This is a genomic window from Microbacterium sp. Cr-K20, assembly GCF_000708325.1.
Classification (GTDB): Bacteria; Actinomycetota; Actinomycetes; order Actinomycetales; family Microbacteriaceae; genus Microbacterium.
The window spans coordinates 1-13,134 of the sequence record NZ_JARE01000066.1; the positions used below are offsets into that span (position 1 = coordinate 1).

The window sequence follows — 13,134 nt, forward strand, 5'->3', positions numbered from 1 at the left end:
CCCGCCGCGTCGTTCAGCCTTCCGCCGTCCGGCGCGACCCCCGACTACCAGCTCGGCGGTGCGTACGAACCGGCGTCCGAGGTCGGGATCGTCGGCCGGGACCGGAGCGCGGAGCCGGCTGAGGGCGTGTACTCGATCTGCTACGTCAACGGGTTCCAGACACAGCCCGACGAACTCGACTCCTGGCCCCGCGACCTGCTGCTCCAGCGCGACGGCGAGGTGGTCTTCGACCCGGACTGGCCCGACGAGGCGTTGCTCGACACCTCCATAGCCGAGCGCCGCGACCGGATCGCCGCCACCGTGATCCCGTGGATCGAGGGGTGCGCGGATGACGGTTTCGACGCCGTCGAGTTCGACAACCTCGACTCGCACACCCGGTCGGACGGCGCGCTCTCGTTCGACGACAACCTGGCGCTGGCCACGCTGTTCGTCGATGCGGCCCATACGGCCGGCCTCGCGGCTGGGCAGAAGAACACGGCCGAGGATGCGGCGGTGCTGCACGACCAGGCCGGGTTCGACTTCGCGGTCACCGAGGAGTGCGCTGTCTACGTCGAGTGCGGCGCCTACGCGGCGGTCTATGGCGATCACGTGATCGACATCGAGTACGCCGACGAGCTGCCCCACCCGTTCGCCGAGATGTGTGCGGACGACGGCTCCCCGGCATCGATGGTGCTCCGTGACCGCGACCTGGTCACCCCGACCGACGACGCCTACGTGTTCGAGACCTGTCGCTGACGGCGAGCCGGCCCCCAGCGCCGTCTGCGCGAGCTGTCGATAGCTGGTCCGTGGCCCGAGGCCCCGTGTATGCCCTGCACGCCCGTCTGCGTCAAGTCCCTGGAGCGGATGATCCACACGGGGCAGGATGCGAAGCATCGCACCGATGGGAGCCCTTTTCATGACCGTATCCGCCCCGGCATCCGCCCCGGCCGCAACCCTCCCCTTCGTCGACAGAGGGCCGCTGAGTCACGCCGTCATGTCGCACCTGACGGGCGACGACGACGCCGCTGCCGCCGACCACACGGGCCTCGCGACCGCTGCCGTGGCGGCGAGCGCTGACGTGGTGCGAGACGACGACATCCAGCTCGCGCTCTTCGTCCTCTACGCCTCGTCCTACGGATCGCTCCCGCAGCTCGATGCCGACCTGGAGTGGGACCCCGCCCTTCTCACCACCCGCCGGATCCTCGAGGAGGCGTTCGAGAGCGCGCTGCGCGCGAGGGTGCCGATGCCGGAGTCTCCCGAGCCGACCGTGGACGCCGTCGGCCGCGCGCTCTTCGCCCTGGCCGCCGCCGACACGGGACCGAGCCTCTCGCGGCACATCGCGAAGAAGGCCACCAGGGAGCAGGCGGAGGAGACCCTCATCCAGCGCTCGGTGTACACGCTGCGCGAGGCGGATCCGCACTCCTGGGCCATCCCCCGCCTGCAGGGACGCGCCAAGGCCGCCCTCGTCGAGATCCAGTCGGACGAGTACGGAGGCGGACGACCGCAGCGCGTGCATGCCGAGCTCTTCGCCCGCGCGATGCGTGCCGCGGGCCTCGATTCCACGTACGGGGCGTACGTCGACGATGTGCCGGCGATCACTCTCGCCTCGCACAACATGATGTCGATGTTCGGGCTCAACCGCCGCCTCGTCGGCGCGATCGTCGGGCACCTGGCCGCATTCGAGATGACCTCGTCCATCCCCTGCCGCCTGTATGCCGACGGCCTGCATCGTCTGGGGTTCGACCCGGATGTGGCGGCCTATTTCGAGGAGCACGTCGAGGCGGATGCGGTGCACGAGCAGATCGCCGCGCGAGACCTCGCAGGGAGCCTCGCCGAGGACCACCCCGAGCTGCTGCCCGACATCCTGTTCGGCGCGGCGGCGTGCCTGACGGTGGACGGTTGGGGCGGCGAACACATCCTGGAGTCCTGGCAGGCGGGCACCTCGTCGCTCCGGCCGCGGGTGGCGTCATGAGCGCCCGAACCGAGCCGCCGTCGATCACGCCGTATCCCGACGGACCGCTGCTCGTGCGCGGCGACGTCGAACTGCGCACCGCCGACGGTGAGCCGATCGAGCCGCATCGCCGCACCGTGGCCCTGTGCCGCTGCGGGCTCTCGACCCTCAAGCCGTTCTGCGACGGCACCCACAAGGCGGCGGGTTTCCGCACCGACGACTGATCGCCGCGCCGACGTCGTCGGGTCAGTCCTCCGGCCAGTAGTAGCTGTCGGGCAGGGCACGGGCGCCGAAGATCGCCTGTCCGACGCGCACGCAGGTCGCCCCCTCCTCGACGGCGATCTCGTAGTCCCCCGACATCCCCATCGAGAGCTCGCCGGTGCCGATCAGGTCGGGGGCGTCTTCTCTGGCCTGGTCTCGCAGTGTGCGCAGGAGGGAGAAGCATTCACGCACACGGTGCTCGTCGGGCGTCAGGATGGCGAGCGTCATGAGTCCACGCACGCGAAGGCTCTGATACGAGGGCAGCGCCTCGAGGAACGTGGGGAGTTCCTCCGGCGGCATCCCGAACTTGGAATCCTCGGCAGAGGTGTTCACCTGCACGAAGACGTCGAGGCTGCGTCCTGCCGCCTGCAGGCGCCGATCGAGCGCCTCGGCGACACGCAACCGGTCGAGGGCCTGGAATTCCGTGGCGAAGGTGGCGACGTCCCGTGCCTTGTTGGTCTGCAGATGTCCGATGATCGACCAGGACACGTCGAGGTCGGTCGTCTCGCCGTGCTTGCGCACCGCCTCTTGCACCTTGTTCTCTCCGAGCAGCCGCATGCCCGACTCGATCGCGACCCGGACGCGCTCGGTGGGGACGGTCTTGCTCACCGGAAGCAGCGTGATGTCGTGCGGGTGACGCCCCGCGCGACGGGCCGCCTCGTCGATGCGTGCGCGGACCGCTGCGATGTTGGAGCGGAAGTCTTCGACGGTGAACGCCGTGGGGTATCGATCGTCGGCCCCGTCCGGCCGTTCCATTTTTGACATAGGCCAAAGGCTAACATAGTCTTAGGTCGATCTGATGTGAGGCTGGATCGCCTCGCGCCACACCCGACAGGAGCCCCATGTCCCCGCTCGACGTGCTTTCCGGCCGCTCATCCGCCCCCTCCCTGCGCACCGAGGTGCCGGGGCCGCGGAGCCGTGCGATCCACGAGAGGCGTCAGAGATCCGTGGCCCGCGGGGTCGGCAGCGTGCTCCCGATCTACATCGACCATGCCGACGGCCCGTGGGTGACCGACGTCGACGGCAACCGCTTCCTCGACCTGGGGAGCGGTATCGGCGTGACCACGATCGGCCACGGGAATCCCGCCGCCATCGCCGCAGCGGCCGCGCAGCTCGAGCAGGTCACCCACACCCTCTTCACGGTGACCCCCTACGAGGGATACGTGCGGCTCGCGGAGCGCCTCGCCGAGAAGACTCCCGGCGAGCACGAGAAGCGCTCCTTCTTCGCCAACTCCGGAGCGGAGGCCGTGGAGAACGCGGTCAAGATCGCCCGCAGACACACCGGCCGCCGCGCGGTCGCCGCACTCGACCACGCCTTCCACGGGCGCACGAACCTCGCCCTCGCCATGAACCACAAGGCGGCGTACGGCACCGGTTTCGGTCCCTTCGCGCCAGACGTCCACCGCGTACCGAACTCGTACCCGTACCGGGACGGCCTCACCGGCGAGCAGGCGGCGCAGCGCACGATCGGCCACCTCGAGCAGCGCATCGGCGTCACCGACCTCGCGGCCCTGATCGCGGAGCCCATCCAGGGCGAGGGTGGCTTCGTCGTGCCCGCAGACGGTTATCTGCCCGCGCTGCAGGAGTGGTGCACCCGCAACGGCGTCGTGTTCATCGCGGATGAGATCCAGACCGGCCTCGGCCGCACGGGGACCTGGTTCGCGAGCGAGGGATTCGGCGTGGTGCCCGATCTCGTGCTCACCGCCAAGGGCATCGCAGCCGGTCTCCCGCTCGCCGGTGTCACCGGGCGCGCCGAGATCATGGATGCTGCCGACCCCGGCACCCTCGGCGGGACGTTCGGCGGCAACCCGGTGTCCATCGCCGCCGCCCTGGCCGTCTTCGATGAGCTCGAGCACGGAGACTTCTTCGCCGAGGCGTCGCGCATCGGCGAGAGGCTCGAGCAGCAGCTGAACGACCTCGCCACGCGTCATCCGCTGATCGGGGACGTGCGCGGTCGGGGTGCGATGTACGCGTTCGAGCTGACCGAACCCGGGACGTCGCGTCCGGCGGCCGGCGCGGCCTCGGCCATTGCGGCTTTCGCGGCACAGGAGGGGATCCTCCTCCTCACCGCGGGCAGCGACGCGAACGTGATCCGTTTCCTGCCGACCCTCACCACCACCGACCAGCAGCTCGACATCGCGATGGACGTGATCGATCGCGCATTGACGGCTCTCGCCTGATCCGTGTTCGACCGAACATCCTCACAGATCGCTCCGGATCCTCACCACCCCCGAAAGAACTCCATGCCCACGAAGATCGCCATCAACGGACTCGGGCGGATCGGGCGCAACCAGCTCCGCCTTCTCATGACGCGCAGGCCCGACCTGGAGCTGGTCGCGCTGAACGACCCGCGCGGCGCTCGCGGGATCGCCGACCTCCTCGAGAGCGACCGGGGAAGCGGCCGGCCGACAGCCGGGGCCCGACATGACGACAGGCATCTCTTCGTCAACGGTCACGCGATCCGCGTGTACTCCGCACACGACCGCCGATCCCTTCCCTGGGAAGAGCTCGGTGTCGACATCGTCATCGAGTCGACCGGCCAGGCCGCCCGCGCGGACGCCGCGAGGGAGCACCTCGCCGCCGGCGCCGAGAAGGTGATCATGACGTCGCCCGCTGCCGGCGACGACGGGACCTTCGTGCTCGGCGTGAACGACGGATCGTACGACCCCGACCGGCACCACGTGATCTCCAGCGGCTCGTGCACCACGCTCTGCCTGGCGCCGGTGCTGCAGGTGTTCGATGACGCCTTCGGGATCGACGCGGCGCTGATGACGACGGTCCACTCAGGCTCCGTGGACGACTGCGTCCAGGACATCCCCCACGCCGACCTGCTGCCCGCGGGAACCCGAGACGCGAGGATCACGGCGAGCAGCCTCGGCGCCGCCGAGGCCGTCACGCGCGTCCTCCCGCACCTCGACGGGCGACTCGAGGGCACGGCGCTGCGGGCTCCCACACTCAGGGGGTCGATCACCCATCTCACCGTCACGGCGAATCGGGCGGTCACCGCCGACGAGGTGCGGGCCGCGTACCAGGCAGGGGCGGACGATCGGCTCAAGGGGATCCTGCGCTGCGCCGACGACGAGATCGCCGTCTCGGACTCGGTCATCGACCCGCACTCGTCGATACTGGACACCACGCTGATCCGCGCGACCGGCTCGCAGGTGAAGATCTCGGCCTGGTACGACGACGAGTGGGGATACTCGCACCGTCTCACCGAACTCGTCGCACACGTCGCAGAAAGGCGGACTCCATGACGACCTCGTCCTCGCCGCCGCGCACCGCGCTCGCATTCCGGCACGTCCACTTCGAAGGCCTGGGCATCCTCGAGCCGCTCCTGATCGAGCGCGGGTATCACGTGGAGTATGTCGACATCGGCGTGCAGGCGATCGACATCGAGCGGGTCGACGACGCGGATCTGCTGATCGTGCTGGGCGGTCCCATCGGGGTGTACGAGACCGTGCACTATCCGCTCCTGCACGCGTCGAAGGAGGCGATCGCGCACCGGTTGCGCGACGGCCGGCCGATGTTGGGCATCTGTCTGGGCGCACAGCTCATCGCCGAGGAGATGGGAGCAGCGGTCGCTCCGACCGGCTCCGTGGAGATCGGCTATGCGCCGCTCGAACTCACACCCGAGGGCCTCGACTCTCCCCTGCGTCCCCTCGACGGCCTGCCCGTCCTGCACTGGCACGGCGATGCCTTCACCATCCCTGAGGGCGCCCGCCAGCTCGCCCGCACTCCGGACTTCCCGAACCAGGCGTTCGCCACCGACACCGTGCTCGCACTGCAGTTCCACCTGGAGGCCGACCATCGCACGATCGGGAACTGGCTCATCGGGCACGCGCACGAGCTGCACCACCACGGCATCGACCCGCGCACTATCCGCGAGCAGGCGAGGATCCACGGCCCGCGACTCGAGGCCGCCGCCCGTGCCGCGATCGCCACCTGGCTGGACGAGGTCGACAGCCCGGCGCACCACGCCGATGCGAACTGAGACGGCACGACGAAGGGCCGGGACCTGACGGACCCGGCCCTTCGTCTGCGGCAGATCAGCTCGCGCGGCGCAGTGCCACGCTCGGGAAGTCCACCGGCACATCGAGGGCGATGTTCACGTAGTTCGTGAACAGGTTCAGCGCCACCTGGCCGATGGTCTCGACGATCTGCTCGTCGTTCCACCCCTGCGCGCGGACCGCGTCGACATCGGCCGAGGACACCTGTCCGCGGGCGTCGACGAGTTTCAGCGCGAATGCGAGCAGCGCGGCGGTGCGCGGGTCGTCGGACTCGCCGACCTGTGCTGCAGCAAGCGTCTCGCGCGTCAGACCGGCCTTCTTGCCGAGTGCGGTGTGCGCCGCGAGGCAGTAGTTGCACGAGTTGCGGTCGGCGACCGCCACGGCGATCTGCTCACCGAGGGCCGCACCAAGGGTGCCGCCGCCGTACGCGCCGAATGCGCTCCACATGCTCGTGAGGGCAGCCGGGGAGTTCGCGACGGCGCGGAACATCGCCGGCACGGTCCCGAAGGCGCCGGCGATCTGGTCGAGCTGCTCCTTGACGGGTCCGGTGGCCGATTCGCGTTCGATGAGAGAGACGTTGGGCATGTGATGCTCCTTCGTTAGTCGGGCGAGGCCGATCGGCCTCCCCTCGAGTCTTCCGAGAATCATCGGACGATGCGCACCAGAACGTCTTGCATTCTTGACTGATCGTCCAGATACTGGAACCATGCCCTCTGTCGACCGCCTCACTCCGCTGCTCGAGCGCTTCCGCGTGCGCACGCGCCTGTTCCACTCCGGCCCCCTGTGCGGCACGACGGTCTTCCCGGCGAGCGGCGGCCACGGCTACCTGCATGTGCTGCGACGCGGCGAGATGGAGGTGACCCACCGTCGCCCCGACGGCAGCACCGAGCGCGAGCTCATCACGCGGCCGAGCCTGCTGTTCTTCCCGCGTCCGCTCGACCACACCTTCCTCAACGCGCCGACCGACGAGTCGGACTTCGCGTGCGCGACGTTGGACTTCGACGGCGGGGCCACACATCCGCTCGTGCGCACGCTTCCGTCGACGATCGTGCTGCCCCTCGATGAGGTCGCCGCGCTCGCCCCGGCGCTCGACCTGCTGTTCTCCGAGGTCGACAACGTCCGCTGCGGACGCCCTCTCGTCGCCGACCGCATGTTCGAAGTGGTCCTGATCCAGCTGCTGCGGTGGATGCTCGACAACAGCGAGCGCCTCGACCTCCCACCGGGCCTGCTTCCCGGGCTCGCGGACGAACGGCTCGCCCCGGCACTCGTCGCGATGCACGAGGCACCCGGCGATCCCTGGAACCTGGAGTCGCTGGCGCGCCGGTCGAACATGTCGCGGAGTGCGTTCGCCGCGCGGTTCAAGGACGTCCTCGGACGATCGCCCGGGGACCACCTCACCGAGTGGCGTCTCACCGTCGCACAGGAGCAGCTGCGCGCCGGGATGCCGGTAAGCACCGTCGCCGCGGAGCTCGGCTACGCCAGCGCCTCGGCCTTCTCTCGGGTGTTCGCCCAGCGCATCGGCCATTCGCCGAGAGCGTGGCTCGCCCTGGCCGCCTGACCCGCAGCGGAACCCCGGCGATCAGCCGCCGGCCGACATCACGGCCTCGAGACCGTTGACGACCCGGTCGAGGTCCTCGCGCGTGAGCGACGGGTGCACCGGGATCGAGAGCACCTCCTGCGCCGCCCGCTCGGTCTCGGGCAGGTCGGCCCCGGGGGCGTATCGCTGCAGCGAGGGCAGCCGATGGTTGGGGATCGGGTAGTAGACGCCCGCCCCGACCGCGTGCTCATCACGCAGAGCATCTCGCACCCGGTCGCGCTCGCCCCCGGCGATGCGCACCGTGTACTGGTGATACACGTGCTCGGCGCCGTCGGCGACCCGCGGGATCGTGAGCCCGTCGATGCCGGCGAGAGCCGCATCCAACAGCGCCGCATTCCGCTGACGCTGCCGGGTCCACTCCCCGACCTTCCGCAGCTGCACGCGTCCCACCGCGGCGTGCACCTCGCTCATGCGGTTGTTGTATCCGACGATCTCGTTCGCGTACTGCGTCTCCATCCCCTGGTTGCGCAGCAGCCGCACGGTGCGGGCGATGTCCTCGTCGGCGCACGCGACGATGCCGCCTTCGATGGCCGTCATGTTCTTGGTGGGATACAGGCTGAACATCCCGAATGCGCCGATGGTGCCGGCGGGACGACCGCGCCAGGCCGCGCCGTGCGCCTGCGCCGCATCCTCGTAGATCGCCAGACCGTGCTCGGCCGCCACCGCTTCGATCTCGTCGACGAGGAACGGATGCCCATAAAGATGCACCGGCATGATGCCCTTCGTCCGCGGCGTGATCGCCGCGCGTACCCGTGCCGGATCGAGGGTGAAGTGCACCGGCTCGATGTCGACGAAGACGGGGGTCGCGCCCGCGAGGACGACGGAGTTCGCGACCGCGGCGAACGTGAACGACGGCACGATCACCTCGTCTCCCGGTCCCACCCCCGATGCGATCAGGCCCAGCAGCTGCCCGCTCGTGCCGGAGTTGACGGCGACCGCCGTGCGCCCCTGGAGGAACTGGTCGGCGAACTCCGCCTCGAACGCGGCGACCTCCGGGCCCTGGGCGAGCATCCCGCTGCGCAGTACGCGCTCGACAGCTGCCACCTCCTCGTCGCCGATGAGCGGTTTGGCTGCGGGAATGAATGCGCTGTCCATGGCGGGATGCCCTTCGTCGGCGTCGGCTCTCTCGAGCCCGGTCTGAGGTGGAGGCAGGAATCGAACCTGCGTGCACGGTCTTGCGGACCGCGACCTGGCCACTCGGTCACTCCACCGGGTCGGAGGCACTCAGCCCCCTGGCGGTGAGTATCCGCTCAGGAAGGAGCCGAAGCGCCGGAGAGCATCGGTGAGCACATCGGTCTCGGGGAGGAAAGCGATCCGGAGATGATCGGGGGTGCGCAGGTTGAACGCCCTCCCGTGCACGAGGAGGATGCGCTCCGCGTCGAGGAGGTCGAGGACCAGCCGTTCGTCGTCGGCGATGCGGTGCAGCTCCGGATCGAGGCGCGGGAAGAGATACAGCCCACCACCCGCGACCTGGGTGCGGACACCCGGAATCGCGTCGAGCGCTGCGAGCGCTGCGTCCCGCTGCCGCGTGAGCCGGCCATCGGATGCGACCAGCACGTCGAGCGAGTCATCCTGCGTCAACGCGGCCGTGATCGCGTGCTGCGCGGGAACCGACGCGCACATCCGCATGGATGCCAGCAGTCGCACGCCGGAGAGGAACTGGTCATCGGCATGGAACCCGGTGGCCGTCATCCAGGCAGCGCGGTAGCCCGCGACGCGATGGGTCTTCGACAGCCCGGCGAACGTGACGCAGGGGACATCCGGCGCGATCTGGGCGGTGGAGAGGTGCTCGAACCCGGGATAGACGACCCGGTCGTAGATCTCATCGGAGAGCAGCAGCAGCCCGTGTCGTCGCGCGAGCTCGGCGATCTGCTCGAGCACCTCGCGCCCGTACACCGCCCCCGTCGGGTTGTTCGGGTTGATGACCACGATCGCCGCGGTGTGCGGGCCGATCAGCGCCTCCATAGCCGCGATATCCGGCATCCAGCCGTCGGACTCGACGCAGGGGTAATGCACCGGCTGCCCTCCGGAGAGCACGGTCGATGCGGTCCACAGCGGATAGTCCGGGCTCGGGATCAGCACCTCGTCGCCCGGTTCCAGCAGCGCCTGCAGCGTGAGCCCGACGAGCTCGGAGACGCCGTTGCCGACCGTGATGTCGTCGATCGAGAGAGCGGGGAAACCGCGGCGGTGGGCGTAGTGCGCGGCGATGGCCTCGCGGGTCTCGGGCAGACCCGCCGATTCCGAGTAGCCGTGCGCGTGCGGGAGCGCGGAGCGCAGTGCCTCGACGATGGCCGCCGGAGCCTCGAACCCGAAGGGGGCCGGGTTGCCGATGTCGAGCCGCAGGATGGACTCACCACTGCGCTCGAGTTCGGCTGCGCGTGCCGCGACGGGGCCGCGCAGGTCGTACAGCACGCCCTCCAGCCGGGAGGAACGCCCGATCCGGTACTCGGCGCCCGCCATACCGCCCGCCCTCACGCCCCCTCCCCCGTCGCACGGACACCGGCGATGGCCGTGGCGAGGTCGTCGACGAGGCGCTGCGTGTCGGCGTCGTCGAGGTCGTGCACGGTCAGGCGCAGGTGCGAGTCACCCGTCGAGCCGTCCGGATCGAGCGCGAACTCCGCACCGGAGCGGGCGAGCCAGCCCCGCAGGGCGAGACGACGGGACACCTCGGCGGTATCGCCCTGGACGTCGACCCAGACGTTGAGTCCGTCGTCACCCTGCGCGTGCACTCCCCGTTCGGCGAGCAGCGCGACGAACGCGCGGTTGCGTGCCGCATAGTGCGCGCCGGAGTCGGCGATCAGGTTCTGGGTCGCCGTATCGCGCAGCATCCCGGCGGCGAGCCGCTGCATCACATGGCTCACCCACATCGTGCCGGGGCTGAGTCGCAGGGCCAGCCGGTTCGCGGTGACCGGGTCGGATGCCGTAACCGCGAGGCGCATGTCGGGTCCGAGGAACTTGGACACCGAGCGCACCAGCGCCCATCGGTGATGGGTGGGAGCGATGATGCTGGAGTAGGGCGTCGTCGAGAGCAGCGAGAAGTGGTCGTCTTCGACGATCAGGACATGCGGGTGCTCGGCGAGCACCTCGCGAAGCGCCATCGCCCGCGCCGCACTGATGCCGACACCGGTCGGGTTGTGTGCGCGCGGCGTGCAGACGATCGCGCGGGCGCCGCTCTCCAGTGCGGTGCGCAGCCCCTCGACGGTCATCCCCTCGCGGTCGACGGGGATCGCGACGGGCGTGTACCCGGCGAGGCGTGCGGTGTGGATACTGGAGAGGAAGCACGGGTCTTCGAGGCCGACGCGGTCGCCCTGCACCAGGCTCTGGGCGAGCAGGCGTTCGACGGCGTCCACGGCCCCGGCGGTGATCGACAGACGGAAGGGTCGAGGGTGGTCGGCGGCGATCCACTCCGTGGCCCATTCGGCCAGGGCGGGGTCGATCACGGATTCGCCGTAGAGCACGTGGGCGGGCTCGATACCGGCGAAGGCGGCGACGAGGTCGGGAAGGTGCGCGGCATCGGGGTTGCCGCTGCCGATGTCGCGGAGCACGGTCCCCGCGGTGAAGCCCTCGTCGGGGTTCTGCGCGGGACCGAGCACCGTCGTGCCGGTGCGGCCGCCCGTGATCGCGATGCGCGCCGTGACCAGCGCGCGGTAGGCCGCGAGCACCGTGTTGCGGTTGACGCCGAGGCGGGCGGCGAGGGCCCGGACCGAGGGGAGGTGATCGCCCGGGGCGAGCTCTCCGCGATCGACGAGATCACGCACGCTCTCGGAGATCTCGGCGGCGGTGGAGCCCGCGATGCGGTCGGAGACGTCGTCGCGATCGCGTGCCTGTGCCATGGTTCGACGCTATTCGAGATTTTGACCTATGTCAAAGTCACGCCGGCTCGACAGAGGAGCGGGTCCGGCATCGCCGGCCCCGCTCCTCCCCTGCTCCCGCGCCGTTACGACGCGACCAGCACCGCCTGCGCCGCTTCGAGCCCGCTGGAGTGCGCGCTCGCGACCGAACTCTTGATCGCGCCGGCCCAGAACAGCGTGTCGTTCGCCGGCCGATAGATCGTGTCCTGGTCCCGCTCACCGGTCGCATACGCCCCGAGGGCGAACTCGTCGTCGCGCCAGTCGTAGTTCGACGCGTTCACGTAGTTCAGCCCCTGGTCGCCGGCGAGCTTGCGCACTCCGGCGAGCGCCGCGTCGAACCGCTCCTTCTCCGGAAGCGCGAGCAGCTCCCGCGCACGATCCCCGGTGTCCCAGGCCACGATGAGCTGGCCGTCGTAGCCGGGCATCCCGGTGGACTCGTCCCAGAACTGGCAGGGCCCCTCGTCGTGCTGGTTCACCATGTCGAAGCTCTCCGGGCGCACCGGGTGGTCGAACTCGAGGATGGTCTTGTACGCGACGGTCTGCTTCACCGCGTCGATGGCGGCCATCCGGTCGTCCTCCAGCGGCGGCGAGAAGGTGATCGACTTCTTCTGCAGCACCCCGATGGGCACCGTGACGACGCAGGCATCCGCCTCGAACGTCTCGGATCCCGCCTGCACGCTCACTCCGGATCCGGAGTAGTCGATCATCTCGATCGGCGTCTCCAACCGGACCTCCACGCCTTCCCCCACGGCGTTCAGGATGTCGACGTACGGGGCGAGCAGCTTGTAGTCACCGGCGTACCCGTCGGGCTCGATCACCCCGGTCTTCGACACCGTCAGGCAGGCGGTAAGCGTGTCGACGACACCGGAGGCCGGGTAGACGGCGAACTGCTCGGTGTCGACCTGGATGCCCAGCAGCGCGAGCGGGTAGTTCGTCGGCGCGATGCCGAGACGCTCCAGGTACTGCAGCGCCGACTCCTTCGCCGTCGGCTCCGGCAGCGGCACCGCGAGCGCGGGCGCGCCCTCGGGGAAGGCGTAGAAGTCGGGGGTGTCCCAGCCGACCCACGGCGTGCTCGGGCTGTAGCGGGAAAACTTGTTCTCGAACTTCCGCCCCTCAATCCCGAGCTTCTGCGCCCAGGCCCAGGTCTCGGTGTCCGGCCCGCCGTGACACAGCGATGCACCGCGCTCGTGCGGGATGCTCATCAGGGTGCGGTCGGTCCACAGGCGTCCGCCCACGCGGTCGCGCGCCTCGAGCACGATCACCTTCTTGCCGGCGTCCATCAGCTCCCGTGCGGCGGCCATACCGGCGGACCCCGCCCCGATGACGATGACGTCGTAGGACCCTCCTCCGCTCCCCGCGGACGGCGAGGGCGATGCCTCATCCGGGCCGCACCCGACGAGCATGATCGCGCCCGCTCCGAGCATCCCGCCCAGCACTGCACGCCGCGAGAAGACGACGTCACTCATGCGCTTTTCCATCAACGAACTC

13 protein-coding genes and 1 tRNA gene are annotated in these 13,134 nt (G+C 69.8%); 7 read left to right on the forward strand and 7 right to left on the reverse strand.

Annotated features, from left to right (window positions below; all coding sequences use genetic code 11):
• From GZ67_RS0115980 to GZ67_RS0115990, 3 genes are all read left to right on the forward strand, one after another.
• Positions 1–735, forward strand: a 735-nt coding sequence (locus tag GZ67_RS0115980; protein WP_029273942.1) for an endo alpha-1,4 polygalactosaminidase, incomplete at its 5' end; no start/stop codon positions are given.
• A 160-nt stretch (positions 736–895) separates the two neighbouring features.
• Positions 896–1,951, forward strand: a complete 1,056-nt coding sequence (locus tag GZ67_RS0115985; RefSeq protein WP_029262218.1) for an iron-containing redox enzyme family protein — start codon at positions 896–898, stop codon at positions 1,949–1,951.
• The gene (locus GZ67_RS0115990; protein WP_029262217.1) at positions 1,948–2,154 is read left to right on the forward strand and encodes a CDGSH iron-sulfur domain-containing protein; all 207 of its coding nucleotides are present in this window, start codon (positions 1,948–1,950) and stop codon (positions 2,152–2,154) included. The genes GZ67_RS0115985 and GZ67_RS0115990 overlap by 4 nt, the downstream gene beginning before the upstream one ends.
• Positions 2,155–2,176: 22 nt before the next feature.
• Here the strand turns inward: GZ67_RS0115990 and GZ67_RS0115995 are convergent, their stop codons facing one another.
• Positions 2,177–2,956 carry a YggS family pyridoxal phosphate-dependent enzyme gene (locus tag GZ67_RS0115995; protein ID WP_136025861.1) on the reverse strand — a complete coding sequence of 260 codons (780 nt, stop codon included), beginning with the start codon at positions 2,954–2,956 and terminating at the stop codon, positions 2,177–2,179.
• Between the two features lie 77 nt (positions 2,957–3,033).
• Between GZ67_RS0115995 and gabT the strand changes: the two genes are divergently transcribed.
• The 3 genes from gabT (at position 3,034) to GZ67_RS0116010 (ending at position 6,182) form a co-directional block, all read left to right on the forward strand.
• Positions 3,034–4,371 (forward strand): 4-aminobutyrate--2-oxoglutarate transaminase, encoded by a 1,338-nt coding sequence (gene gabT, locus GZ67_RS0116000; protein ID WP_029262215.1) that lies wholly within the window; start codon positions 3,034–3,036, stop codon positions 4,369–4,371.
• A 63-nt stretch (positions 4,372–4,434) separates the two neighbouring features.
• A complete protein-coding gene (locus GZ67_RS0116005) occupies positions 4,435–5,445 on the forward strand; it encodes a type I glyceraldehyde-3-phosphate dehydrogenase (protein ID WP_029262214.1) in 1,011 nt (336 codons plus the stop codon).
• Positions 5,442–6,182, forward strand: coding sequence for a glutamine amidotransferase (locus tag GZ67_RS0116010; protein ID WP_029262213.1), 741 nt, complete (start codon positions 5,442–5,444; stop codon positions 6,180–6,182). Before GZ67_RS0116005 ends, GZ67_RS0116010 begins: the two co-directional genes overlap by 4 nt.
• A gap of 55 nt (positions 6,183–6,237) precedes the next feature.
• On the opposite strand, the gene GZ67_RS0116015 is transcribed toward GZ67_RS0116010, so the two are convergent.
• Positions 6,238–6,783: a carboxymuconolactone decarboxylase family protein gene (locus GZ67_RS0116015; protein WP_029262212.1), complete on the reverse strand. Its 546-nt coding sequence runs from the start codon at positions 6,781–6,783 to the stop codon at positions 6,238–6,240.
• Between the two features lie 121 nt (positions 6,784–6,904).
• On the opposite strand from GZ67_RS0116015, the gene GZ67_RS0116020 reads away from it, so the two are divergent.
• Entirely contained in the window at positions 6,905–7,756 is an 852-nt protein-coding gene (locus tag GZ67_RS0116020) for a helix-turn-helix transcriptional regulator (RefSeq protein WP_029262211.1), read from the forward strand.
• Positions 7,757–7,777: 21 nt separating this feature from the next.
• On the opposite strand, the gene GZ67_RS0116025 is transcribed toward GZ67_RS0116020, so the two are convergent.
• From GZ67_RS0116025 to GZ67_RS0116045, 5 genes are all read right to left on the reverse strand, one after another.
• Entirely contained in the window at positions 7,778–8,890 is a 1,113-nt protein-coding gene (locus GZ67_RS0116025) for a DegT/DnrJ/EryC1/StrS family aminotransferase (RefSeq protein WP_029262210.1), read from the reverse strand.
• Between the two features lie 45 nt (positions 8,891–8,935).
• Positions 8,936–9,006, reverse strand: a tRNA-Cys gene (locus GZ67_RS0116030).
• A 13-nt stretch (positions 9,007–9,019) separates the two neighbouring features.
• On the reverse strand, positions 9,020–10,255 hold the full coding sequence (locus GZ67_RS0116035; protein ID WP_029262209.1) for an aminotransferase class I/II-fold pyridoxal phosphate-dependent enzyme: 1,236 nt from the start codon (positions 10,253–10,255) through the stop codon (positions 9,020–9,022).
• Positions 10,256–10,266: 11 nt separating this feature from the next.
• A complete protein-coding gene (locus GZ67_RS0116040) occupies positions 10,267–11,628 on the reverse strand; it encodes an aminotransferase class I/II-fold pyridoxal phosphate-dependent enzyme (protein WP_029262208.1) in 1,362 nt (453 codons plus the stop codon).
• 104 nt (positions 11,629–11,732) lie between these two features.
• On the reverse strand, positions 11,733–13,112 hold the full coding sequence (locus GZ67_RS0116045; RefSeq protein WP_029262207.1) for a flavin monoamine oxidase family protein: 1,380 nt from the start codon (positions 13,110–13,112) through the stop codon (positions 11,733–11,735).
• Between the last annotated feature and the right edge of the window lie 22 nt (positions 13,113–13,134).

Excerpts from the sequence above, each read along its gene's own strand:
- GZ67_RS0115985 (WP_029262218.1), top strand. The coding sequence starts at position 896 with ATGACCGTATCCGCCCCGGCATCCGCCCCGGCCGCAACCCTCCCCTTC.
- GZ67_RS0115990 (WP_029262217.1), top strand. The coding sequence starts at position 1,948 with ATGAGCGCCCGAACCGAGCCGCCGTCGATCACGCCGTATCCCGACGGA.
- GZ67_RS0115995 (WP_136025861.1), bottom strand. The coding sequence starts at position 2,956 with ATGTCAAAAATGGAACGGCCGGACGGGGCCGACGATCGATACCCCACG.
- gabT (WP_029262215.1), top strand. The coding sequence starts at position 3,034 with ATGTCCCCGCTCGACGTGCTTTCCGGCCGCTCATCCGCCCCCTCCCTG.
- GZ67_RS0116005 (WP_029262214.1), top strand. The coding sequence starts at position 4,435 with ATGCCCACGAAGATCGCCATCAACGGACTCGGGCGGATCGGGCGCAAC.
- GZ67_RS0116010 (WP_029262213.1), top strand. The coding sequence starts at position 5,442 with ATGACGACCTCGTCCTCGCCGCCGCGCACCGCGCTCGCATTCCGGCAC.
- GZ67_RS0116015 (WP_029262212.1), bottom strand. The coding sequence starts at position 6,783 with ATGCCCAACGTCTCTCTCATCGAACGCGAATCGGCCACCGGACCCGTC.
- GZ67_RS0116020 (WP_029262211.1), top strand. The coding sequence starts at position 6,905 with ATGCCCTCTGTCGACCGCCTCACTCCGCTGCTCGAGCGCTTCCGCGTG.
- GZ67_RS0116025 (WP_029262210.1), bottom strand. The coding sequence starts at position 8,890 with ATGGACAGCGCATTCATTCCCGCAGCCAAACCGCTCATCGGCGACGAG.
- GZ67_RS0116035 (WP_029262209.1), bottom strand. The coding sequence starts at position 10,255 with ATGGCGGGCGCCGAGTACCGGATCGGGCGTTCCTCCCGGCTGGAGGGC.
- GZ67_RS0116040 (WP_029262208.1), bottom strand. The coding sequence starts at position 11,628 with ATGGCACAGGCACGCGATCGCGACGACGTCTCCGACCGCATCGCGGGC.
- GZ67_RS0116045 (WP_029262207.1), bottom strand. The coding sequence starts at position 13,112 with ATGAGTGACGTCGTCTTCTCGCGGCGTGCAGTGCTGGGCGGGATGCTC.